The sequence below is a fragment of the Fibrobacter sp. UWH5 genome (genome assembly GCF_900142505.1).
Lineage (GTDB): Bacteria > Fibrobacterota > Fibrobacteria > Fibrobacterales > Fibrobacteraceae > Fibrobacter.
The window spans coordinates 1-24,760 of the sequence record NZ_FRBB01000023.1 but is presented as its reverse complement, the minus strand read 5'-3'; the positions used below and the strand labels follow the sequence as shown (position 1 = coordinate 24,760).

The window sequence follows — 24,760 nt, the reverse complement described above, 5'->3', positions numbered from 1 at the left end:
GACCCGCTTACCTATAAATAAAAAAGACTCGGTGCCTTATGAGAGAGAAGGCAAGCACCGAGTCTAAACACCCAAGTCCGATACCCTGGCGACTACCCGTTAATGTCGCGAGTAAAAACAAACCTGTATTGATTTCAAAGTATACTTTTTTACTACAAAAAGCAAGCAGTTTTCCCAAAATTCCAAGCGAAGAATATTCCAACTTGGACGATGGCCGTCGCGATAGCTATATTTACAGCATGAACACTGTCGATTTAGAGAAATATTCCGACCTTCTGGCCCAAAACGCCCGCAAGGCAAGCAAGAAAATCCGCACCCTCAGCGCAGAGACCCGCAGTAAGGTTCTGGCCCGCGTGGCAGAACTGCTCCGCGCAAGCAAGCCGGAAATTCTCGCCGCAAACAAGCTGGACACCGACGCCGCCCAGGGTAAGATTAGCGACTCCATGCTGGACCGTCTGACTTTGAATGACGCCCGCATCGAATCCATGGCCAAGGGTGCCGAAGAGATCGCCGCCTTCGCTGACCCGCTGAACAAGGTTCTGGAAGCCCGCGAACTGAAGAACGGAATCAAGATCAGCCGCGTGGCAGTGCCTATCGGCTCCGTGTTCTTTATTTTCGAAAGCCGCCCCAACGTGACCATCGACGGGGCATGCCTCTGCTTTAAGGCGGGAAACGCCGTGATTCTCCGTGGCGGCAAGGAATCCATCAACAGCGCTAAGTGTCTGGCTGATATTTTCCGCAAGGCCCTCACCGAAAATGGCGTTGACGAAGATGCCGTCCAGCTGGTAACGGAATCCAGCCACGACTTGGTCAGCATGCTGCTGCAGCGCAACGACTGCATAGACCTGGTGATTCCCCGCGGTGGCGAACGCCTGATCCGCGCCGTTGTGGACCAGAGCAAGATTCCTGTCATCAAGCACTTTAACGGTATCTGCCACGTTTATGTGGACAAGTCCGCCGACATCGCAAAGGCAGAGAACATCCTGATCAACGCCAAGACCCAGCGCACCGGCGTATGCAACGCCATGGAATGCGTCCTGTTTGACAAGGCCCTCCCCTCCTCCGACGTGAAGCGTCTTGTGGAAGCCCTCACCAGCCGCGGCGTAGAACTGTTCGGTAACGCCGACGCCCAGAAGCGTCTGGAAGGCATCACCAACGTCACCGACATCGGCGATGAAGCCAACTACCACACCGAATATCTGGCATTGAAGGCCAGCGTCAAGTTCGTTGAAAATGTAGAAGAAGCCGCCGACCATATCGAAAAGTACAGCAGCCGCCACACCGAAGCCGTGGTTGCCGAAGACACAAGCGTGCAGGACTACTTTGTGGCCAACGTGGATTCCAGCAGCGTCATGGTGAACGCCAGCACCCGTTTTGCAGACGGCGGCGAATACGGCCTTGGCGCCGAAGTGGGCATTTCCACCGACAAGCTCCATGCCCGTGGCCCCATGGGCGTTGAAAGCCTCTGCACCTACAAGTGGGTGCTCCGTGGCGAAGGCCAAGTCCGCGGTTAATAGCAAACGTCATTCTGAGCGAAGATGCAAAAGCATCGAAGCGAAGAATCCAAAAAAAAGGATTCAAAATGAAATTTGAAGATATCATGAAAGAAGTGAAGTTCGAAGTGGAAGTAGACGGCGTGATGCTGGCCCCCGCTATCGTTCAGGATGCAGACAAGGGTGACGTTCTCATGATGGCATGGATGAACGAGGAAGCCCTCCGCCGCACACAGGAATGTGGCGAAATGGTATTCTGGAGCCGTAGCCGCAAGGAATACTGGCACAAGGGAGACACCAGCGGAAACGTCATGACCGTCGTGGAATGGGCCACCGACTGCGACAGCGACGCCTTGCTGTTCAAGGTCCGTATGCAGGGGCCGCAAGTGGCTTGCCACACAGGAGCCCGCAGCTGCTTCTTCAAGGTCTGCGAAAAATAGCGGAGAGTATAAAGGATAGAGGATAAAGGTTTTTTGTTTTGAGCAATCCCCCCCCATCATTCCTTGAATCCACTAGAAATAAAATCAAGCAAAACGGCTGGAAGCGATTGCTTCTTGCTGTTTCGGGCGGTCTGGACTCCATCTGCCTCGCCCACTTTTTTGTAACCCACAAAGCAGACCTCGGCATTGAATGGCTGGGAATTGCCCATGTGCATCATGGGCTGCGAGAAGGAACGGCAGATCGGGATGCTGAATTTGTTAAGGTTTTTGCCGCACAAAACCAGAGCCAATTTTTTTTAGGAACGTTGGATGGAGAAGCGTTAAAAGCCGCAGAGGGTTCGTTAGAAAATAACGCACGGGATGCCCGCTATGATGCATTGCGGAAATTCGCCCACGAGAACCGCGCCGACGCCATCGTTACCGCCCACCACGCCGGAGACCAGGCGGAAACTGTGTACCTCAGGTTACGTCGCGGAGTAAGCCTGGCAGGATTGCAGGGCATCCAGAGCGTTCGCCTGCTAGCAACCGACACGGACCTCCCCCATGAAGCGGTTTTCCTTTACCGCCCCTTTCTTGACGTTTCCCGCAAGGAACTGCAGGAATACGCCCGCGATAATAATCTGGACTGGTGTGAAGATGAAAGCAATTCCGACGTAAAGTTCACCCGCAACCAGATTCGGCACGAAGCACTCCCCACCCTAGAAAAATTGCATCCCGGGGCCACAAGTCAGCTGGTCCGGATTGCGTCAAAAACTGTCTCCGCCTACGAAAGGACCTTGACTATTGCAGACAAGCTATTCCTACCGCTTGTCATTTCAAGGGATGACGGCCTTACCCTCGACACCAAAAAAGGAAAGATTTCCCTAAAGAATGGAATGGACGAAATTTTCCGTTTATGGCTGGATCGTCAAGGCTACCGATTCCCCGTAGGAACCTTCAAGGGCAAGGCCCTGCTCAACGACATCAGGAACCTCTCTTACCGCACCCGATTCATCGAGAAAAAACGCAATATTATCAGAATTTGCGAGAAGAAGGCCTCAGCAGACATTTAATAATTTGTATTTTGTCGGTGTACGAAATTTTTTGAACTATTCTAAAGGGAAAGTATGAGTCAACGCCCCGGCAAAAGTGGAAAGCCCACGCCCCCATACAAGAACAAGAACTTTATCATCCTTATCGTGATGATCCTGTTGCTATTCATTATGTTCCCCCTGGCAGGGAAAAATGAAGAAGCCAACATGACCCGCACGGAATTCCTGGCCATGATGGGAGATTCCACCAAGGTCATTACGGAACTGAGCCTGCAGAAGACCAAGGATGGCATCATCATCGAAGGCGCCCGCGAAATGACTGCCGAAGAGCAGTCCGCCGCGAAAAAGAGTCAGAGCGTGATCGCCCGCTTCGCCAAGAACGAAGATACAGGCAAGACCAAGCATTTCGTCAGCCACATGCTGGACGTCACCAACGAGCAGATTACCGCCTGGGAAGTTTTCAAGGGAGTCAAGGTCAAGGTCATCCACGAAGAATCCTCCTGGATGGATACCCTGGTGGCATTCATGCCGGCAATCCTCCTGATTGTGTTCTTCTACTTTATGATGAGCCGTCAGATGGGCGGTGGCGGCAAGAACCCCTTCGCCTTCGGCAAGAGCCAGGCCCGCCAGCTGGACGTAAAGAAGAAGACCTTGTTTACCGACGTCGCAGGCTGTGACGAAGCCAAGCAGGACTTGCAGGAACTTGTAGAATTCCTTAAGGATCCCAAAAAGTTTGACGCACTTGGTGGACGTATCCCCAAGGGTGCATTGTTGGTAGGCCCTCCGGGTACCGGTAAGACTTTGCTGGCCCGCGCCGTCGCCGGCGAAGCTGGAGTCCCCTTCTTTAGCATGAGTGGTTCCGACTTCGTGGAAATGTTCGTGGGCGTGGGTGCTAGCCGAGTCCGTGATCTTTTTGAAAACGGAAAGAAGAATGCTCCCTGTATTTTGTTCATCGATGAAATTGATGCCGTCGGTCGTCAGCGTGGTGCAGGCCTTGGTGGCGGACACGACGAACGCGAACAGACCTTGAACCAGTTGCTGGTGGAAATGGATGGCTTTACCGCCAACGAAGGCGTGATCCTCATTGCAGCCACCAACCGCCCCGATGTTCTGGACAAGGCCTTGCTCCGTCCGGGTCGTTTTGACCGTCAGATTGTGGTGGGACTGCCCGACCTGAAGGGCCGTGAAGAAATCCTCCGCGTCCACCTGAAGAAGCGCAAGGTTCCTCTGGCAGACGATGTGGATATCAAGGCTGTTGCAAAGGGCACTCCGGGACTTGCCGGTGCAGACCTGGAAAACCTGGTGAACGAAGCCGCCTTGATGGCCGCCCGCTTCAACAACAAGAAGGTGACCATGCTGGACTTCGAGGAAGCCCGCGACAAGCTTTCTATGGGTGCGGAACGCAGAACCCTCCTCATGACCGACGAGGAAAAGCGCCATACCGCCTACCACGAAGCAGGCCACGCCCTTATGACCTTGCTGTGCAAGCATTCCGACCCGCTGCACAAGATTACCATTATCCCCCGCGGTCGCGCCCTTGGCGTAACCATGAGCCTGCCGGAACGAGACCAGGTTTCTTACAGCCGCGAATACGCCGAAGAACGCATCATGATCATGATGTCCGGCCGTCTGGCAGAACTGGTATTCTTCAACCATCAGAGCACCGGCGCCTCCAACGATATCCAGCGCGCCACGGAACTGGCCCGCAAGATGGTGACCGAATGGGGCTTCGACGATGAAATCGGTCCTGTTTGCTATAGCCGCGCCGATGGCGAAGTGTTCCTGGGTCGCGAAATCAGCAAGCCTAAGGAAATGTCCGAAATGATGGCCCAGAAGATCGACCAGGCTGTTAACGGACTGATCAAGCGTCTGGATGCAGAAGCCAAGAAGCTGATTGAAGAAAACAAGGACAAGCTGATCGACCTGGCCGAAGCCCTCTTCGAATTCGAAGTTCTGGACCGCGAAGAAATCGACCGCGTCATGGCTGGCGAAAAGCTGGAAGGCACCAAGAAGAGCCGCCAGTACAAGGCCATGGAAGAAATGGCTGCCAAGAAGAAGGCCGAAGACACTCCGCCTCCCGACCCCGGTGCACAGCCTCCTGTTGCTCCCGCAAGTGACGCTCCCGTTGAAGCAGTGAAGCCTGCCCCGGCAACCGGTTCCGAAACCGCCAGCGACAGCAGCTCCCAGTCCGCTGAAGTTCCAGCCGAAGCAGCCGAAGCCTCCGCTGAAACCACAGCCAGTGCAACTGCCGAAGCAAAAGAAGAAAACTAAAAACTCAACCTCACACCTATCGACCACGAGAAGCATTTATGTTCAAGTCCGTTCTTAGCAAGTCCCGCGCCTTACCTTGGAAAATCGGCGACCAGGTTCTCTCCTGCCAGCCCTCCCCTCTCATTATGGGAATCGTCAACGTAACGCCGGATAGTTTCTTTGACGGAGGACAGCATAACACTCTAGACGCCGCCTTCCAGCATTCCATGAAGTTGCTCCAGGAAGGGGCTGTCATTCTGGACATCGGTGGCGAAAGCAGCCGTCCGGGAAGCGCTCCCGTAAGCGTACAGGAAGAACTGGACCGAGTCTGCCCGCTGGTAGAACGTCTGGCCAAGTTCGCTAAAAACAGCGACGCCCCCACCTTCTACATGTCCGTCGATACGGTGAAGTCCAAGGTCGCCCAGGAGACCATGAATCTTGGCGCCCACATCATCAACGACATCAGCGCCTGCGCCATGGACAAGGACATGCCTGCAGTCGTTGCAAAGACTGGAGCCAGTGTGGTGCTGAACCACATGCGCGGAAACTTCGGAACCATGCAGCAGGACTTCAAGCCCTACGAGAACGTGGTACAGGAAGTCCGCGAAGAACTGCTGGCCCAGGCAAAGCTCCTTCTGGACTTGGGCGTCGAACCTCAGAAAATCTGTCTGGATCCGGGCATCGGATTCGGCAAAACGGTACAGGACAACATCGACCTGATGAAGTCCGTGGAAGACATGCTGGAAGACGGCTACCCCGTTCTGATCGGCACCTCCCGCAAATCCTACATCGGCAAGATGGCGGGGCTCGAAACCAGCGACCGACTGATCCCCACCGTTACTGCAGGCATTGTGGCAGCCCTGGGCGGTGCAAGTATCATCCGCGTCCACGATGTAAAGGAAGCCAAGGAATCCATGCTCTATCTGGAGGGCATGAATGGTTCTGTTTAAACTGTTCGACATCATCGATGTCCGTATGGCGGACATCCTTGACGTCCTCTTGATTTCAATTATCCTCTACTACATCTTTTTGCTGTTCCGCGGAACCCGCGCAGCCCAGATGCTCTTTGGCGGATTGCTGTTGATCCTCGCCTGGATTATCGCCCAGTGGTGGGAACTGCACACCGTCGTGTGGCTCATCAGTAACCTGGCTACCTTGGGAATTATCGCCGTGGTGATCTTGTTCCAGCCCGAAATCCGAAGCGCGCTGACCCGAATCGGTATCGCAGCCAGTAAGCTGGACCTCCACAATTTCTTCTTCCACGCCAGCGGCCTGGATGACATTACCAAGACTATCGCCGCCGCAGTCCAGGACCTGGCAAAGACCCGCACCGGTGCGTTGATCGTTCTCGAGAAGCGAGTGGGCCTCAGGAACTACGCCGACACCGGTGAAATTCTCGACGCACGCATTAGCGCCCGACTCCTCCGCGCCCTGTTCTTCCCCAACTCCGCCCTTCATGACGGTGCCGTTATCGTAAACAGCAAGCGCATTGTTGCAGCAGGCTGTATCCTCCCCATGCCCACCGGCAACGCCGAAAAGGAAGCGGGCTACGGCATGCGCCACCGCGCCGCAAAGGCTCTGGCCGCCGAATGTGACGCCCTGGTCATCGTGGTCTCCGAAGAAACGGGCTACATTTCCATCGCCTACAGAAACTCCCTGCGCCGAAACATCAGCGTCCAGGAACTGAAGCAGGAAATCATCCGCCACTGGGGCGAACTCTTTAACGACGTTCGTGAAACCGGTAAGACGGAAGCCGCCGCAGAAAAAGCAGAATAAAGAAAGGAATTAAAGCATCATGGCAGAGAATCAAGAAAACAAGGGCACCGAAAGCAAATCTAGCCGCAAGAAAAGAAACGTTGTCGTACTCGTACTCATGTTCCTTTTGTTGGTCTGCCTTTTTATTGTGCAGTGCCACCTGGACCAGATGAAGCAGGAAGCCCTGGCCAAGGAACAGGAAACCGCCCTTGAAATGCAGCGTCGCCGCACCCTTGATAGCCTCCGTCAGCTGGAGCAGATGCGCGCAGACTCCATCCGCAGGGCCGATAGTCTCGCCGCCCTCGTAGTGGATACCGTTCCTGCCGACACTACCCCCGCCGTCGTGGAACCGGTAAAGCCCGCCCTGAACCGCGACAGCATCCGCCATGTCCGCGACAGCATCAAGCATGTAAACGACAGCCTGGCCGCCATCGAAAAGGCCCGTCAGGACAGCCTGAAGGCCGTAGCAGACAGTCTCGCGGCCCTCGAAAAGATCCGCGCCGAAGAAGCCGAAAAGAAGCGTATCGCCGACTCCATCCGCGCCGCCGACCAGGTTCCGCCGGTTGCAGAAATCGCTCCCCCCGCAGGCCGTTACTACGATCCCATCAAGCTGAAGGTCAAGTGCGACGAAATCAAGTGCAAGACCTACCTCTCTGTTGGCGACACCAACAATCCTGTGGAAGCAGGCAAGGCCATCGAATACAACAAGACCGGTTCTGTGTTCTATTACGCCGTAGACTCCGTGGGCAACCGTACCCCCTGGGAAGAAGCCAAGTATGACATGGCCAGCGACAACGTCTGCGGAAAGAACGCCTACCCCGTTCCTGTTGGCGGTAAGCAGGTCTGCGTAGACGCCTACGAATATCCCAACTCCCCCGACGAACTTCCCAAGGACATGGTCTCCCAGGAAGAAGCCGTGGCCCTCTGCGCCAAGGAAGGTAAGCACCTCTGCTCTATCGATGAATGGCAGGCCGCCTGCCGTGGCAAGGACAACACCAAGTATTCCTATGGTGACACCTACAAGCAGAACAAGTGCAACACCAACACCAAGGCTGCCAAGCGCGTAGGCCGCAAGGAACAGTGCCGTAGCTGGTGGGGCATGTACGACATGAACGGAAACCTCTGGGAATGGACTTCTACCACAAGCAAGGATCACCCCAATATGTATCTGGTGGCCGGTGGTGCATGGAACACCAACAATGGAAGCAAGTGTACCGAAAGCAAGTTCAGCTTCTACCCCCAGAATCAGTACCCCTCCGTAGGCTTCCGCTGCTGCAAGTGAGTCATGAGTTTTCAGCTCTCATAACTCACAACTCATAGCTCACTACTCCAACAGCTCTACGTGCAGGTGTTCTGCATCGCCTTTTTCCCAAATTGCTCGGGCCTTGCCCTTAAGCTTATCTTCGACGCCGGTTACAACCATCCGGCGTTTTTCAATGGGAATGTTCTTAATACGGAAATCAATAGCCTTGTTAAAGTAGTGCTTAGAATTTCGGGCATGAAAAGGATAGTCATTACCGCTTGTGATTACGGGAATGTAATCATCCCCCATCACATTGTGGAAGACGTTCACCACCGTCAGACCCACCGTATCCATAACCGGTTCCAGGCTTTCAAGGTACACCCCCGGTTTCTGTCGGGTGCGGTTCAGCAAGAGACGGTGGACCTCATCACCATTAAAGGCTCGGTTGTTCAGGTGGCGCAAATATTCCTCGGCAGACCAGGATTCCTCAACATAATTACTTTCAAACTTTGGGATGGGCCGACGATTGTCCTGAATTAGCTGGTAGACAAAAAATACCAGCGCAACAGCAATTACAGGCATTAAAAGATGAATATGTTTTAGAATAAACTGCATTTTACAATAGATTTCGCGTTTTCCAACGCCAAAAATACTATTTTAGAGGCATGAAAAAGATTATCGCCCTCTCTATTACACTCTCTGCAGCAGCAACCCTCTTTACCGCATGCGGAAACGACTCCGCAAATTATGTGGGCCACTGGCAGGGTGAATCCAATATGGTTTTCGAAGTTTTGAGCAACGACAATCAGAACTTCACAATCCGCAACATCAATGGCGACCTTACCGCCAAGTTCGAAGACGGCAGAATCTGCGGCAAGAATTCCCTGGATATGCAGTATTGCATGACCGTCAAGGGCGACTCCGCTTACTATGAATTCGGCGGCATCACCACGGGTTACAAGCGTATCGGCCAGGCTGAATACGAACAGATCTTCGACAACCAGAAGAAGAGCATGCAGTAATCCTATAATACGGATTTTGCCGCTCTTTAAAAAATCTGACTTTATAAAGAAACCCCTCAGTAAAAACTGAGGGGTTTCTTTTGTGCTTTAATCCAATATTATGGCAGCAGAACTACTCCAATTTATTTGCGAATTCATCAAACCAGCTCACGAGCTTCAAAACCAAATTGGTCCAGCCTAGTTCTTGGCTTCGTTCAGCACTTCGACCACCAATTTTTCAACCATGGACTGGGAGGGAGCGCCGCTCCAGACACGCTTGATGTAACCGTTTTCATCCAGAAGCATCAAGGTGGGAACCGCCCTAATTCCATAGCGGCGCCACATTTCCTGGGTGGCATCGCGGTAGAGGGGGTACGGCGAAGCGTGCTGCTGCGCATAGAAGGCATTCAGAGTCTTTGTATCTTCGTTAGAAATACCGATGACTTCCAGGCCCTTGGAGGCGTACTTGCCATACACATTGGCCAGCACAGGCAAGGTCTTACGGCAAGGGCCGCACCATGTAGCCCAGAAGTCCAGCAAGGTGGCCTTGGGCTTGGCGTTGCGCTTTTCGCCATTCTTGTAGAAGTTGGCGCCGAATTCAGCCATCTTGCTTCCGATAGCGGAACCTGTCAGGCTGCTGATATCATCGGGGCGATCCGTAATCTTTACGGTCATGGGAATCTTCTTCCCTTCACGAACCACATCAATCTTGACGTTCGACCCCACCTTGCCCTTGGAAATAGCCTGCTGGATTTGTGCAACATCCTGAAGGGGCTGCCCCTGGACACCCACAATCTGGTCACCGGCCACCATGCCTGCGGTAAAGCAACCGGAACCGGGATGCACGCCAATAACCTGGAGGGCCAAGTGATTTTCGAAAGTTCCCTTCTTGAAGGTAACACCAAGCCAGGGCACGGCACAGGCAAAGCTGACCGCACAAAGAATCAAAAATGCAAAATTGCGATTCATGACGCCTCGCCCACCTACTTCAGAGTCGTCACCTTGGGATTATGATTGTCGTAATCCTGCAGGGTGGCATAACCCGTTTCCTTGAGGGCGGCAGCCAGTTCCTTACGCATGGAATGAGCGGCCATCCAGCGGAATGCCACCACAGAATAGCACTGCACGGCATCCACACCCATCTTGATCAGGTCAAACACCTTGAAGCCATGGTCGATACCGCCGCATGCGATCACGCTCATCTGGGGGTAATGTTCGCGGATATACTTTACGTTCCATACCATGTTCTCGTACAGGGGGCGGCCAGACATGCCACCGCAATCTCCATCGGCGCGGAGGGGCGTCAAGTCTTCGAACTTGGTCTGTACGGGAAGTTCGCTAATCTTCTTGGTGGGGTAAGTGTTGCCCACCACCACACCGTTCACGCCGCAGCGCACCAGCATATCCATGATGTTCACCAGATGGCATTCAGAAAGGTCCGGGCTGATTTTAGCATAAACGGCCTTGCGCAAAGTCTGGGAATTGCGGAACTTCATGATTTCGCTGAAGATCTTTTCGGTGAGGGACAAGTCCATGTCTACGCGGGATTCACCGGTATTGGGGCAGCTCACGTTAATTTCTATGTAATCACCAGCCTTGTAGGCGATGGCAAAGCTTTCCACCACGTCCTTTAATTTATCTTCATCGTTGGTCAGGCCCGGAGTTTCGGCAACGGAAACACCGACACAGAGGCCAACCTTGTGGGCCTTGGCCAGCTGGGCGTCTACACGGCGGGCAATGACTTCGACACCTTCGTTATTCAGGCCCATGCTGTTATGAATGGCACGTTCCTCTTCGATGAAACCGACGCGGGGACGGTGGGTATTACCTTCGCGGAAGTTGCGGGTGGCAGTACCTACAGAAATACCGCCGAAACCCATATTGGCGTAGTCGCAAATGCGCTTGGCCGTCTTGTTGGCACCGGCTGCCAGAATGATGGGGCAACCGAAATACAGGGAATTGCTATGGTCCGGGAAAGTGACCACGCGCTTGAGGGTCTTGCTCAAGTCGGGGCGGCCGCTCATAAAGGGAATGATGGGAGCAAACCTGGCGGCATGCTTCAGGGAGTCATGACGGAATTCCGGATTGTTGTGGAAAATCTTGCGGATCATGGCCAACACGCGGTCGCCAAAGTTCAGGTAGTATTCGTGATTTACACAATTGAATGCCATAATTACACCTTTTAATCGCCTTTTTATAGTCAGCGTCAATTATTACGCCTTTTAAAATAGAAAATATAAAGGCCTGACACTGCGCCCCATTTTTCTTTACTATTTTCATGTGCGGTTAAATCAGGTCAAAAACGCTAACTATATAACAAGACTTATGGAACAGCAGATCAAGAAAGCTATCAAGGCAAAAATGCCCACCTATATTCAGCAACTGAGCAAGCTGGTGAGCATTCCCTCCATCAGTTTCGACAATTTTGACCAGAAGTATGTTCTGGAATCCGCCGAGGCCGTCAAGCAGATGTTCGCCGAAGCAGGTCTCACCAACATCCAGTTCCTGACTCCGGAAAGCGGCCGCCACACGGTCTATGCCGAAAGCCTGACCTCTCCGGACAAGCCCACCATCTTGTTGTACGCCCATCACGACGTGCAGCCCCCCATGCGCGAGGCCCTCTGGAACACCAAGCCTTTTGAAGCAACCGTCAGTGCCGACGGAGAACGTCTCTTTGGCCGCGGCACCGCCGACGACAAGGCCGGCATCATTATGCACCTGGCCGCCCTGGAACAGGTCCGCGCCCTTAAGAAGAACGACGGCCCTAACCTGAAGTTCATTATCGAAGGCGAAGAGGAATCCGGCAGCGCAGGTTTCGCAGGCATCCTTAAAAAGCATGCCGAACTTTTGAAGGCCGATGCCGTAATCATCGCCGACCTGGGCAACTTCGCCAAGGGCACGCCCTCCATTACCACCACCCTTCGCGGCATGAGCGCCGTATCCGTGGAACTGAAGGCAACGAAGGCTCCCCTCCATTCCGGCTCCTGGTCAGGCCCCATTCCCGACGTAGGTCAGGTCCTTTGCCGCATGATCGCGGAGCTGACCGACGGTACCGGCAAGATCTTGATTCCCGGCTTTGAAGACGGACTGGTTCCGCCCACCGCCGAAGACTTGGCCTCTTACAGGAGCCTGGGCATGACCGAAGAAATCTTCCGCAACGACGGCGGCGTCCTGGATGGCGTCAAGCTGAAGTGTTCCGAAGATGAAATTTTGACGACCCTGTGGCGCAAGCCTAGCCTGGTGGTTACCGCCATGGAAGTGGGCAGCCGCATGAACGCAGGAAACGTTCTGCAAGACAGCGCCTACGCCCGCATCGGCATCCGTCTGGCCCCCGGCATGGACGCCGACCGCTGCACCCAGCTGCTGGTGGACTTCCTGAAGCAGCACGTTCCTTATGGAATCCAGTGCAACATCGTTACCGAAGACGGCGCCAACCCCTTCGTCACAGACACAAGTCACCCCTTCTTCAAGAAGATGAGCGATGCCATGACCGCCGCCTACGAAAGCGAGACCAAGATTATCGGTTGCGGCGCCAGCATCCCCGGTGCAGAACTTTTCCGCAGCACCCTGGGCAACATCCCCGTGCTGATGACCGGTCTTGAAGACCCCGAATGTAACGCCCACGGCGAAAACGAAAGCCTTTACCTGCCCGACTTCGAAAAGGGTATCGTAGCAGAAACCTTGTTCTTTGGAGGCATCTGCTAGAGGATCACTTATGAAAAAACGTTTGGTTGTTTTAACTGGTGCAGGAATTAGCGCGGAATCCGGACTCAGGACATTCCGCGGTAACGACGGCATGTGGGAACACGAAAACATCGACGACGTATGCACCCCCGAAGGTTACTACCGCGACCGCAAGCGCGTCAAGGATTTCTACAACTTCCTGCGCATGGGTCTCAAGGAACACCAGCCCAACGCCGCCCACTACGCCCTGGCAGAACTGGAAAACCGTCTTGGCGACGAATTCCTGCTGATTACCCAGAACGTAGACGACCTGCATGAACGCGCCGGCAGCCGCCAGGTGTTGCATATGCACGGCGACCTGATGCGCCTGACCTGCGAACGAGACCCCAGACACCAGTTCGTATTCAAGGGCGAAGAAACCATGAAGACCATCTGTCCCTTCTGCGGTGCCATGAGCCGTCCGGACATCGTGTTCTTCGGAGAAACCCCGCAGTACATGGAAGAAATCCAGCAGGCCCTGGAAGAATGCGAAGAGTTTGTCTACATTGGCACCAGCAGTGTGGTCTACCCCGCCGCCGGTTTCAAGAGCCTGGCCCATTCCTACGGAGCCAAGGTTACCTGTCTGAATTTGGAAGTCCCCGCCAGCGACCCCTACACCGATGTAAGCATCCAGGGCAAGGCCAGCGTCATTGTACCGGAATGGTGCAAGAACTTTAAATAATTTGTGGACGTCAAAAAGTTTCCGCTAACCGGTTTTTATAGACCGTAGCAGAAAGCGATATGATCCGCTTCGGAGTCCTGACTCCGGGGCGGTTTTTCGTTACCGCGGCAACGAGCCTGAGCGTCGGCGGAAAGCTTGGAGCAACGTTCGCATCGATCCGCAAAACGACAGCCAGACACAAAATCCTTGGGATGCGGCACAGAGCCCGGAATAGACTTCAGGTTCTTCATTTCGCTGTGACTTTCAGGAATGGCTGCCAGCAAGCCCTGGGTATAAGGATGCAGCGGATTGTTGATGACTTCACGGACAGGGCCCACTTCAACAATGCGGCCCGCATACATTACAGCCACGCGGTTGGCATACTGGGAAACGATACCCATGTTGTGGGTAATGAGCAGCACTGCGGTTCCAGTACTTTCGGCCATTTCCTTAAGCACCGCCAGAACCTGAGCCTGCACGGTCACGTCAAGAGCCGTAGTCGGTTCGTCGGCAATAATCAGCTTGGGCCTAGGCAGCAACGCCATCACGATGCAGACTCGCTGCAGCATACCCCCCGAAAGTTCATGAGGGTAAGAATTCAAGACACGATCCGGATCCGTAAAGCCGGCCAAGTTCAGCATGCGGCGAACTTCCGCTTCAGGGGCATCCTTCCCGGAGCCTACCATGGAACGTGCGCGGGCACTGAACTTGAAAACTTCCAGCAGCTGTTTCTTGATAGTCACCACCGGATTCAGGGCCTGCATGGGTTCCTGGAAGATGCACGCGATTTCGGAACCGCGAACCTTCTGAAGTTCCTTCAGCGGGAGTTTGGACAAGTCAATGCAAGATTCCTCGCTATCGCTCGGAATGACACATTGAGACGCGTTCTGAAAGGCTCCTTGAGACGCGTTCTGAATGGCTCCTTGAGACGCGTTCTGAATGGCGCTGGGAGCAAACAGCACTTCGCCGCTGACAATTTTTGCGGAGGGCTGAGGCAGCAATCGCAAGATGCTCATGGCGGTCACGCTCTTACCGCAACCAGACTCCCCCACCAGCGCAAAGAATTCACCGGCATGGATGTCAAAGGAAACACCGTCCGTCACCTGCAGGCGGGCAGCCCCGAAGGCCACCGACAAATCCTTTACAGAAAGAACCGTGTTACTCATAGCGGTCTCCAGACTTGGGATCCATGGCATCGCGAACACCTTCGCCTACAAAAGTGGTCAAAAGCAAGGTCACAAAGAGTGCCGCCACCGTACTTACAGAAATCCAGGGGGCGTAAAGATTATTCAATCCCTGGCTCATCAGTTCGCCCCAGCTAGGTGTAGGCGGCTGCAGACCGAAGCCAAGAAAATCCAGGGAGGTCAGGCTTCCGATTCCGCCAATCAAGGTAAAGGGGAACAGCGTCACCACAGGCGTCATGGCGTTGGGCAAAATTTCCTTGAAGAAAATATGACGATGTCCAAGTCCCAACACGCGGGCGGACTGCACATAGGTCATGCCGCGCAACTTCATGAATTCGGCACGCATATAGTAGCTGAGCGAAATCCAGTTGAAAGCAGCCATAATCAAAATCAGAAGCCAGAAACTGCGGCCATAGATACTGCCAATAAGAATCACCACATAAAGCATGGGCAGCGAAGACCAGATTTCGATAATGCGCTGCATGCCGGTATCCCAGAACTTTCCAAGATAGCCCTGAATGCCACCAATGACGATTCCCAGGAACGTACCCAGAACCGTTAGCAGTAGACTAAAGCTGATACAAATCCTAAAACCATGAATCAAGCGGGCCAGAACGTCGCGGCCATTGGAATCCGTTCCCAGCCAATGCTTGGCGCTGGGGGCGAAAGGCGGCGCACCGTCATTATCCAGGTCGGCCTTCAGCGGGTCATGAGCCACAGGAGGCATAATGGTCCAGAGATCAGGACAGCCACCGGCTCGAGTAAAACCTTCGGCGGCATCTTCTTCGCATTCACGAACCGCAGCAAACAAGGCACCGTAATCGGCCTCGGTATCATAGCTACCGCCAAAGTCCTTGTCGCTATATCGGGCAAAGGCCGGGAAATAGCTCTTGCCATTGTAGCTCATGTACAGGGGTTCGTCGTTCACGGTCCAGGGGCAAGTCAACGAAAGCAGGTAAGCCGCCACAAGAACCACAAGCGACCAGAAAGCCCGACGATTCCTGCGGAAACGTCTCAGACGATTCAAGGTTTCTTGAGTCAATCGAACTTTCATGTGCCAAGCCCGCCCTAGTTAAACACCTTCTGCAAAAGGTTATAGAACTTGGTAAAGTCAACCGGCTTAGAAATATGCCCATCCATGCCGGCATTCACCGATTCCTGGACATCTTCGGCAAAGGCGTTTGCAGTCATTGCATAAATCTTGATGCAGGCCTTGAGCGGGTCAGACATTTGACGAATTCTGCGGGTCGTCTCATAGCCGTCCATGCGAGGCATCTGCACGTCCATCAAAATCAAGTCGTAGCTGCCAGACGGTTCACGTTCCAACCTTTCAAGGCATTCCATGCCGTCTTCGGAACATTCCACATGAACGCCAAAACTCTTCAGCATTTCTTCGGCAATCTCGCGATTCAACTTGTTGTCTTCTACAAGAAGGATTCGCTTGCCCTGAAGGTTAGCAATGTACTTCGGCGAATTCTTACCATCACCCACGCTATCGCTTTCTGCAACACGGTGAGGAGTTTTCACCACGACCTTGGTACCTTCGCCAACCTTGCTGTTCACCTCGATGGTACCACCCATCAAGTCCACATACTTCTTGACGATACTCAGGCCAAGGCCAGAACCAACGACACCGCTAATCGTCGCAGACCGTTCGCGTTCAAAATCTTCGAATATATGAGGCAGGAAACTTTCTGATATACCCACACCGTTGTCTTCAACGGTAGTCACCATATAGCACCAGCCTTCCTTTTCGTGAGGCATTTCGCGGAAGTTCACTCTGACAGTTCCAGCGTTCTCGGTATACTTCACCGCATTGCTGACCACATTCAGAATCACCTGCTGGACTTTAACCTTGTCGCAGAAAATATACTTGTGACCCATGTTTCTGGACACCAGAAGCATGATATTCTTTTCTCGAGCAGTTTCTTCGAAGGTCACGGCAACTTCGCCTGTCAGTTCGGCCACCACAGTGGGAGACTCTTCCAGAAACACTTCGCCCGATTCAATGCGAGCCATGTTCAGCACGGAGTTAATCAAGCCCATCAGCTGCTTGCCGGACATCTGGATATTATTCAGACAGCGAGAAAGTTTTTCAGTCTGTTCGGGAGGCAGACCCAGTTCCCACAAATACTGCAGGGCCAACGTATCATAGCCAAGTACCGCATTCATAGGTGTGCGGATGTCATGACTCATGTTGAACAGGAACTTCGACTTGGCCTTATCGGCAGAGCGAGCCTTTTCCAGGGCGGTTTCCAGAGCGATTCGCTGTTCCAGTTGTTTCTTCTGCTTTGAACGTTCCAACTCCATGGTTTCGTCAAAGTTCTTGAAGCCCATCACAAATTCCGGACGAATCTTGGAAGGTCTTACGAAAAGAGCCTGGATATAATGGGTCGTACCGTTCCCCTGGGTACGGAATACGAAATCAAACTGAGACCTGTTGGCAAAAGCCTCCTTCACCTTTTCAAGGGTCAACACCTGATCAAACAAGGCCTTGTCTTCGGGAATAACCATACGGTTGGCGTACACAGCCATGATCTGATTATACTTGGCGTCTCCGCTAAAGAGAGCGCCAGCCTTCTGAACGAGAATGGGGGCAATACGGATGCACTGGTTTTCACCCGTATCCAGATTCACTTCGAAGACACTGGCGTACGATTCCGCCAAGGCGCCGACCACACTCTGGAAGTGGTCCCTGTTTTCTGTATGGATCATGCGGCTGGCCCGGTTCATCAAGTAGATTACCAGGAAAACAATCAAGACGATGATCAAGGCTATTAGAAGGGCGCCAACCACAACCTGGATAGAAACCTTTGAAATTTCTTCCGGAGGGACCCGGACCACAAGGTAAAATCCGTAATCGCCAATGGCATAAACACCGGCTACGTGGGCACCGTTCTCGTCGCCATAGGTGAACTCAACAATGGAATCATCCAAGGCGGCCTTACGGAACAAGTCCATATTGCGATCGGCAAAATTACCAGTCAGCACAGACCTGAACGGGAGGCCATATTCCGCCTCATCCAGAGAAGAGACCACGTTCAACTTGGAATCCAGAATGTATTCGTACGCACGGCGGTTACTCAAGGAGGAATCAAGCAAATGGCGTAATTTTGTACGGCCACCCATGGAGCCCACCAGATAGCCCACAACAGAATCCTTAAATGTTACGGGCTGTACAAATCCTGCTAGGGCCTGCAAACTCCTCTTGGACTTCAGAATGGAGAAGACGTTGTTCTTTCTGGAAATGGCTTCCCTATAGAGGGGTTCATCATAAAGATCGAACTGATTGTCTTCGCTTACAAGGACCCCATCGAGCCTAAGGAAGTCCACATAGTCAAAAAAGTCCTCACTATTTTCCGCCACCTCTTTAACAGCAGCCGGCGTAACGGGCAAACTCTTTAGCCGACGAGAGAGTTCCGAAGCCATCAACTGAACCTTTACGCGGGATGCATCCAGATGATGATTCAGCAGTTCCGATTTCTGCTTAACTTCCCATGCGACATACATTTCAATCTGTCTCACATGAGCTTCACGGACAATGTATGCAAAAAAAGCGGCAGCGATAAAAACGCCAACGGCAACAGAAGTCGCAAGTAAAAACTTGGGATTCATGTCCATCGGTCTGTTGTTCTTTTTGTCTTCCATAGGAGGCCCTTTTTCGCACACAATAATAACAAATTTCTAATATGTAGTCGTATGAGAGAAAAGACGATTGAGCACAAGAAAGAGAAAGACCAGAAGGAACGTTGCATTTTGGTTGGTATCGCCACTCCAAAAGTGCGTCCCTGGCTCGCCACCGAACAATTGGCGGAACTTGGTCGACTGGCAGAAACTGCCGGAGCTGAAGTTGTGCAAAGCTTTTTACAGAGGGTTCAGCAATTCAATGCCGCTACCCTTATTGGAGAAGGCAAGGTAAATCAGGTAAAACAAGCCCTTGAAGAAAACGACGCCAAGATGGTGGTTTTCGACGATGATCTATCCGGTTCCCAGGTCCGCAACCTGGAACAGAGAATGCCGGGAATCAAGGTCCTTGACCGCACAGGGTTAATCCTGGACATTTTCGCAAAGCATGCCGTTACCGCCGAAAGCCGCCTCATGGTAGAAGTGGCCCAGTTGCAGTATATGATGCCCCGCCTTACCGGTGCGTGGACCCACTTGTGTAGACAACATAACGGCGGTATTGGAACCAAGGGCCCTGGCGAAACCCAGCTGGAAACGGACCGTCGACTGATCCGCAAGCGCATACAGGAACTGAAGAAAAAACTTGAAAAAATCGAGGACGCCCGCGAAAGCCAGGCGGAAAACCGCAACGACATCTTTCACGTCGGCATCGTTGGTTACACCAACGCCGGTAAGAGTACTCTTACCAACCGGCTCACCGGTGCCGACGTCTACGTCGAAGACAAGCTCTTCGCCACTCTGGACAGCACCACCCGCAAGCTGTTCCTTGACGGCGAGAACATCATCCTCTCCGACACCGTGGGCTTTATCCGCAAACTCCCCCACAACCTGATCGAAACTTTCAAGAGCACCCTGGGAGTGGCCGCCCACGCCGACTGCATCCTGGAAGTGGTTGACGGAAGCGCACCCGACTACCGCGAACATCTGGAAGTCACCCACAAGACTCTGGAAGGTATCATCAGCAAGGACACACCCCGCCTCCGCGTATTCAACAAGGTGGAAGTCTGCGACGAAGCCCGCCGAAACGAACTGCTTGAAAACTATCCCGAAGCCATCCAGGTCAGCGCCCGCGAAAACATCGGCATGGAACGCCTGCGAGAAGCCTTCAGGGAGCAGCTATCCAACTGGCACAAGAAGCGAGAAGCACAAGCAGAAAAAATCAAGGAAGAAGCAGAATCACCATGGAAGAGTGAATAGTGAAGAGCTATGAGCTATGAGTTATGAGTTATGAGTTATGAGTTAAAATATGGCGCCTTCGGCGCGATTATTTAGCTGAAAGGAGCCGCAGGCTCCGCCCTCGTACCTGATACCTCATACCTAACTTTGGCGCCTTCGGCGCGACTATTTAGCTGAAAGGAGCCGCAGGCTCCGACCTCGTACCTGATACCTAAAAATTATGAACAAAGAAGAACTTAAAGAAAAATATGGCAAGAAGCGCGTCCCTCACCAGTGGCGCGGTACCGACTTCATCTCCGCACAGATTTGCACCTTTTTCGGTTCGGGCATGAGCCCCAAGGCACCCGGCACCATGGGAAGCCTGGCCGCCGCCATCGTCGCCTACCCCATGGCATTGCTATTTGCCAAAATCGGCACACCCGACCTGGGCATCCGCGGAACATCCGCCGGTCTGAACAGCGCCTTCCTTATCGCCGCCATCTTCGTATTCTTCGCCGCCATCCCTTTTGTCAAGAAGGCCATGAAGGATACGCAGACCGAAGATCCGGGCTGGATTGTCATTGACGAAGTCTGCGGCATTTTCATGTCGTTAGCATTTATTTCTAATGCAAGTATACTCGCCCATCCCTGGACCCTTGCAGTGGCCTTCGGACTGTTCAGATTCTTCGACATCCTGAAGCCCCTAGGTATCCACAAGTTCGAAGCCTTCCCCGGAGCATGGGGCGTCATGGCAGATGACTTGCTGGGCGGTATTTACGCAGGCATCCTCATGGGCGCCATCGCATTCGGAATCGGACTTTAATCAGCCGCGCCAGAAGGTAAAGGAACGGCCCTCGATTTTCTTACTTTCGTAGGTACAGTCGTCGGCCTGTCGATAAAGGTCATCAAAGTCAACCTTGCCGCCCCTAAAGAAGGTGGCACCAAGGCTTACGGCAATATTGTAATCTTCAAGGCCTTCAATAGAGACCTTATTCAGTTCCGTAAAGAATCGTCCAATGGCCTGTGCACCCAACTCCTCGTTGGTCACCTTGCTCAGGAATACCATAAATTCATCGCCACCTAGACGCAGCAGCACATCGACGTCACGAAAGGTCCTCTGCATGGCATCGGCTACAGCCACAATCACCTTGTCACCAGCCTGGTGGCCATAATTGTCGTTGATGGACTTAAACTTGTCTATGTCAAACAGGCAAAGCATTCCCTGCAGGCGGTCGTGCATCTTTTCCTTGATCTTGGAAACGCCACCGTTGCGGTTGTAAAGGCCAGTCATGGCATCGGTTTCCGCCTGGGAAATCAAGGCCTTTTCACGCTGCTTCTGTTCGCTGATATTTTCCACCGCAAAAATCACGTAGCGGGGCAATTCATCTTTTTTGTCAAAGTCCACGTTCACATAACGGGCGCGGCACCACATCCCGCTCTGCGAAAGGAATTCATGAGTAATGGTCGTCTTCCCTTTCAGACGTTCCTTCAAAGTCCCTAAGTCCAGGAACTTCTTTGCGTTTTCAAGAAAATCGGGATCCACAGTCTGCAAGGCACCATGATGTAACATCTGCTCCACATGAGGGCCCATGGCGCCATAAGGCTTCAGGGCATCTACATCATTACGAAGTTCCATGAACATCCCGGTATCAAGGTCTGCATGATACATGGTAACGTAAATATTGGAAATGGACTTCAAATATTTCGTCAGCTGTTCCTGGTTCGTCAATTCATTAACTCGATACTCAAACACAAAACGTTCCAGCTTCATTCGGGTCATGTAGGTTCCAAGAATCAAGCCCACGCTACTGTAGACCACCATGTTCACAATTTCAAGATTCACCATTTCGGCGGGCTTGAAAATCTTCACAAGATGAATGAACAGCAATTCCAAAACGAAATACAGGATCGCCAATCGATAAGGGCGGTCTGTAAAGAACATGGGCACGATGGCGAACATGACCAAAAGCGAAATGGTCAGCTGGTTTGGCGAACATACAAAGGCCAACAGGAATCCAAAGCCGAACAGAACACAGTCAAACAGGTATATCAGCCAAGGCAGCAACCTGGGCTTGCGGGGAACCAGATAGTAGTTGGCGAAGAAAATAATCAGCGATAGAACCAGGCCAAAACTGTAACCGAAATTCTGGTCAATCTTAACTTCAATCTGGAATGAACGGGAAAGCAATAGGGCCGTAGCAAACAGCACCACCGCGATCCTTGAAAAAGCATGAAGGGCCGCCTGGTTATTACGGTCCATAGCCGTCTTAATCTTGGGAAACTCCCTAGGATCAATACAAGCATACAGGATGTAGCTGCGCAACCATTCAAAAAATCGTTTCATCAGTTTTAAAGTAAATAAAAAAATACCCGTGGGAACATTTTCCAATCAACTTCGTAGGAAAATCATCTAAAAAAAGGTATTTTTGGCCTAATTTGGAGTGAATAGATCTATTCTTCGGCTTGCAGGGGGTAATCGAACTGAATTGCCCTGTGAGTCGCAATCTTATCGAACTTGACTTCGTAGTATAAGTTCTCGGCATCGACACCAACCACGGTACCCGCCCCCATAATCTTGTGAACGACACGGTCCCCTTCCCCAAACTTGGCAATGGGAGCTTTCTTGCCGACAACACCATCCACACCGGATTCGCCATCCAGATTCTCGCCCAGTTCGCGGTTGCGATCCACCTCGGCAATATGTTCCTTGGCGGCGCGGTACCATTCCTCGGTAAAACCCTGAACCACATCCAGGTCGTCCATATCCATTTCCAGCAGGAACCGTGACGGGTAGCGACATTGGACATCGTCACCGGCGCTATCTTCGGAATCGCTGATGCACAGCACATTTTCGGCGCGGGTCAGAGCCACATAGGCCAGACGGCGTTCCTCTTCTAGCTGAGCCTTGTTCTTGACACGCTTTACCGGGAAGCAGCCTTCGTTAAGGCCGCAGACAAACACATAAGGGAATTCCAGGCCCTTGGCGTTGTGGATGGTCATGAGCTGAACCTTATCCTTGCGGACTTCTGCAGATTCAGCGGATGAGTCAGAGGAACCGCCCGCCCCATCGCCGGCTCCATCCCCCAAGCCATCGCTATTTGTGAACAGCACGATGTTCTGGAGGTATTCATCAAGGGTAGCATCTTCTTCGAAGTTCTTTTCGAACTCCATGACGCCCTGCTTAAGTTCGGCAAGGTTACCCAGGCGGTCTTCGTCACCATCCAGGCGAAGCATTTCTTCGTAGCCGGTTTCGCGGAGCATCTTGGTCAGCACATCGCTGACGGCCATATCGCGGTAAAGCCCGCGGTACTTCTCGATCAGCTTGACGAACTCGCCCACCTTGGTGCGGGCCATGAAAGCGGCACAATCCAGGTCAGGCTTTACAGCATCATTTTCGACGGCGGCATTTTCCGCCTCGGCGGCCACATAAATTTCTAGAAGGGCATCGTAAAGATTCAGCCCGCGGCTAGTGGCGTAATTCTGCAAGATAGCCTGCTTCTTAGGGCCAAACATGCGCTTGGGCGTATTCACCACACGCAAAAAACTCAAGTCGTCGCCGTATACCAGCATACGCAAGTAGCAAAGCACATCCTTCACTTCCTGGCGCTGGTAAAATCCGATACCGCTGTAAACCTTGTAAGGCAAGTCCGAAGACATCAGCGCTTCTTCTACAGAGCGGGACTGGGAATGCATACGGTAAAGGACAGCGATATCCTTGGGACTGACGCCGTTATCGATTGCCTGCTTGATCCGTTCCACAATCCATTCCGCCTCTTTGCGGGTGTTCTTGGCGTGGTAAAACACAGGCGTCTTGCCGCCGGCCCTGGTGGGCTTCAACACCTTCTGAATACGGAACTCGTTATTCTTGATAACGGAATCCGGGATTTTCAGGATCGAGGGCGTCGAACGGTAATTGTTCTGCAGAAGGATTGTCTTGCAGCCTTCGTGGTGGCGATCAAAATCAAGAATGCGGTTGACATCGGCCCCCCGCCAGGTATAAATCGTCTGGTCCGGGTCCCCCACAACAAAAAGATTCTTGTGGTAGCTGCAAAGCAGTTCCGCCAGGCGGTACTGCTGACCGTCAATATCCTGGAATTCATCCACCATCACATACATCATGCGCTTGGCCCACTTCTCCCGCTTTTCGGGGAAGCGTTCCAGAATATAAAGCGTTACCAGAATGAGGTCATCAAAATCCAGCGCAAAATTTTTGCGCTGTTCATATAGGTAGCGGTAATAAACCCGATGCCACTTATCAGGCGCAGCCTCCACCAATTCCAAAAGGCCTTCGGCATCCTTGTCGGCAAACAGGGAAACATAATCCGCCTCGTTGGCCTTGCGACCGCCAATGAAATCCATGACGCTACTGATCTTAAGGTCGTTCAGGTGCAGGCCCAGTTCGGCATAGCACTTCTTTAGCAAGGTCTTCTGATCGTCTTCGTCAAGAATCATGAATTCCTTGGGATAATTCAGCACATGAATATCTTCGCGAAGGAACTGTACGCAAAAACCGTGGAAGGTGGAAATATAACCGGAATCGTCGCCCTTGAGCATGGTGCGGATTCGGTTCTTCATTTCGCCGGCGGCCTTGTTGGTAAAGGTAACGCAAAGAATATTGGATGGAGAAATCCCCAGCTCCCTAGCCAGATACAGATAGCGATGGGTAAGCGTGCGGGTCTTGCCGGAACCAGCCCCGGCAATCACACGAATAAAGCCCTCGGTATTTTCAACAGCCTCACGCTGTTCTGCGTCTAGTTTAGAAAGCAAATCCATACTGCACAAAAATACACTTTAACAAAGGCTCTGTCAAGTCACCCCATACACATTTGAGCAACTAGCATAAAAAGTCCGTTTTGTCAGCCCGTCGAAAACTGCATTTTTACTCCAGAAACGCCATTTCAAGGCTGTTTATTAGCTTCGGCGCCAAAGCATATTTACAGTAGGTTTGCAGCATACAGTCTGGACTGACAGAGCCTGCAGTTAGAATACAGCTAACAAAACGCGTTTATGCAATCTGACCCTGGCCGTACGAAAAAACTTGACAGAGTTATCCGATTAGTAGTCTTTTGCGCACCGGACGGACGCCCCGTTGACTTTCTTTAGAGCCGCATGTTGGTTTATAAAGCTGCTGGCGACAAAA

At 52.6% G+C, this 24,760-nt stretch carries 20 protein-coding genes; 12 read left to right on the top strand and 8 right to left on the bottom strand.

Annotated features, from left to right (window positions below; translation table 11 throughout):
* Positions 1 to 239 precede the first annotated feature (239 nt).
* The 7 genes from BUB38_RS14285 to BUB38_RS14255 all read left to right on the top strand — a co-directional run bounded on the left by BUB38_RS14285 (position 240) and on the right by BUB38_RS14255 (position 8,251).
* A complete protein-coding gene (locus tag BUB38_RS14285) occupies positions 240 to 1,514 on the top strand; it encodes a glutamate-5-semialdehyde dehydrogenase (RefSeq protein ID WP_073161431.1) in 1,275 nt (424 codons plus the stop codon).
* Between the two features lie 68 nt (positions 1,515 to 1,582).
* Entirely contained in the window at positions 1,583 to 1,933 is a 351-nt protein-coding gene (hisI, locus tag BUB38_RS14280; RefSeq protein WP_073161414.1) for a phosphoribosyl-AMP cyclohydrolase, read from the top strand.
* Positions 1,934 to 2,040: 107 nt separating this feature from the next.
* A complete protein-coding gene (tilS, locus tag BUB38_RS14275; RefSeq protein WP_073161413.1) occupies positions 2,041 to 2,985 on the top strand; it encodes a tRNA lysidine(34) synthetase TilS in 945 nt (314 codons plus the stop codon).
* A 54-nt stretch (positions 2,986 to 3,039) separates the two neighbouring features.
* On the top strand, positions 3,040 to 5,235 hold the full coding sequence (gene ftsH / locus BUB38_RS14270; RefSeq protein WP_305774184.1) for an ATP-dependent zinc metalloprotease FtsH: 2,196 nt from the start codon (positions 3,040 to 3,042) through the stop codon (positions 5,233 to 5,235).
* Positions 5,236 to 5,273: 38 nt separating this feature from the next.
* Positions 5,274 to 6,164, top strand: a complete 891-nt coding sequence (folP, locus tag BUB38_RS14265) for a dihydropteroate synthase (protein WP_073161412.1) — start codon at positions 5,274 to 5,276, stop codon at positions 6,162 to 6,164.
* Positions 6,151 to 6,990 carry a diadenylate cyclase CdaA gene (gene cdaA, locus BUB38_RS14260; RefSeq protein ID WP_073161411.1) on the top strand — a complete coding sequence of 280 codons (840 nt, stop codon included), beginning with the start codon at positions 6,151 to 6,153 and terminating at the stop codon, positions 6,988 to 6,990. The genes folP and cdaA overlap by 14 nt, the downstream gene beginning before the upstream one ends.
* Positions 6,991 to 7,009: 19 nt before the next feature.
* The gene (locus BUB38_RS14255; protein WP_073161410.1) at positions 7,010 to 8,251 is read left to right on the top strand and encodes a formylglycine-generating enzyme family protein; all 1,242 of its coding nucleotides are present in this window, start codon (positions 7,010 to 7,012) and stop codon (positions 8,249 to 8,251) included.
* A gap of 42 nt (positions 8,252 to 8,293) precedes the next feature.
* On the opposite strand, the gene BUB38_RS14250 is transcribed toward BUB38_RS14255, so the two are convergent.
* Positions 8,294 to 8,794, bottom strand: a complete 501-nt coding sequence (locus BUB38_RS14250) for a hypothetical protein (RefSeq protein WP_073161409.1) — start codon at positions 8,792 to 8,794, stop codon at positions 8,294 to 8,296.
* An 83-nt stretch (positions 8,795 to 8,877) separates the two neighbouring features.
* Between BUB38_RS14250 and BUB38_RS14245 the strand changes: the two genes are divergently transcribed.
* Positions 8,878 to 9,234, top strand: a complete 357-nt coding sequence (locus tag BUB38_RS14245) for a hypothetical protein (RefSeq protein WP_073161408.1) — start codon at positions 8,878 to 8,880, stop codon at positions 9,232 to 9,234.
* A gap of 177 nt (positions 9,235 to 9,411) precedes the next feature.
* Here the strand turns inward: BUB38_RS14245 and BUB38_RS14240 are convergent, their stop codons facing one another.
* Positions 9,412 to 10,182, bottom strand: a complete 771-nt coding sequence (locus BUB38_RS14240; RefSeq protein WP_073161407.1) for a redoxin domain-containing protein — start codon at positions 10,180 to 10,182, stop codon at positions 9,412 to 9,414.
* A 14-nt stretch (positions 10,183 to 10,196) separates the two neighbouring features.
* Positions 10,197 to 11,384 (bottom strand): beta/alpha barrel domain-containing protein, encoded by a 1,188-nt coding sequence (locus tag BUB38_RS14235; protein WP_073161406.1) that lies wholly within the window; start codon positions 11,382 to 11,384, stop codon positions 10,197 to 10,199.
* A 154-nt stretch (positions 11,385 to 11,538) separates the two neighbouring features.
* Here BUB38_RS14235 and BUB38_RS14230 point away from each other — a divergent pair, with 154 nt between their 5' ends.
* Entirely contained in the window at positions 11,539 to 12,918 is a 1,380-nt protein-coding gene (locus BUB38_RS14230) for a M20/M25/M40 family metallo-hydrolase (RefSeq protein ID WP_073161405.1), read from the top strand.
* 10 nt (positions 12,919 to 12,928) lie between these two features.
* A complete protein-coding gene (locus BUB38_RS14225) occupies positions 12,929 to 13,618 on the top strand; it encodes an NAD-dependent deacylase (protein WP_073161404.1) in 690 nt (229 codons plus the stop codon).
* 35 nt (positions 13,619 to 13,653) lie between these two features.
* Here BUB38_RS14225 and BUB38_RS14220 read toward each other — a convergent pair whose 3' ends face one another.
* From BUB38_RS14220 to BUB38_RS14210, 3 genes are read right to left on the bottom strand one after another with little or no spacing between them, the layout of a single operon-like run.
* Positions 13,654 to 14,763, bottom strand: coding sequence for an ABC transporter ATP-binding protein (locus tag BUB38_RS14220; protein ID WP_073161403.1), 1,110 nt, complete (start codon positions 14,761 to 14,763; stop codon positions 13,654 to 13,656).
* Positions 14,756 to 15,835, bottom strand: a complete 1,080-nt coding sequence (locus BUB38_RS14215) for an ABC transporter permease (RefSeq protein ID WP_073161402.1) — start codon at positions 15,833 to 15,835, stop codon at positions 14,756 to 14,758. The genes BUB38_RS14220 and BUB38_RS14215 overlap by 8 nt, the downstream gene beginning before the upstream one ends.
* A gap of 14 nt (positions 15,836 to 15,849) precedes the next feature.
* Positions 15,850 to 18,429, bottom strand: a complete 2,580-nt coding sequence (locus tag BUB38_RS14210; RefSeq protein ID WP_073161401.1) for a hybrid sensor histidine kinase/response regulator — start codon at positions 18,427 to 18,429, stop codon at positions 15,850 to 15,852.
* Positions 18,430 to 18,480: 51 nt separating this feature from the next.
* Here BUB38_RS14210 and hflX point away from each other — a divergent pair, with 51 nt between their 5' ends.
* Positions 18,481 to 19,662 (top strand): GTPase HflX, encoded by a 1,182-nt coding sequence (gene hflX / locus BUB38_RS14205; protein WP_073161400.1) that lies wholly within the window; start codon positions 18,481 to 18,483, stop codon positions 19,660 to 19,662.
* A 199-nt stretch (positions 19,663 to 19,861) separates the two neighbouring features.
* Positions 19,862 to 20,443 carry a phosphatidylglycerophosphatase A family protein gene (locus BUB38_RS14200; protein WP_073161399.1) on the top strand — a complete coding sequence of 194 codons (582 nt, stop codon included), beginning with the start codon at positions 19,862 to 19,864 and terminating at the stop codon, positions 20,441 to 20,443.
* Here the strand turns inward: BUB38_RS14200 and BUB38_RS14195 are convergent, their stop codons facing one another.
* Entirely contained in the window at positions 20,444 to 21,964 is a 1,521-nt protein-coding gene (locus BUB38_RS14195) for a sensor domain-containing diguanylate cyclase (protein ID WP_073161398.1), read from the bottom strand.
* A 107-nt stretch (positions 21,965 to 22,071) separates the two neighbouring features.
* On the bottom strand, positions 22,072 to 24,393 hold the full coding sequence (locus BUB38_RS14190; RefSeq protein ID WP_073161397.1) for an ATP-dependent helicase: 2,322 nt from the start codon (positions 24,391 to 24,393) through the stop codon (positions 22,072 to 22,074).
* Positions 24,394 to 24,760 lie beyond the last annotated feature (367 nt).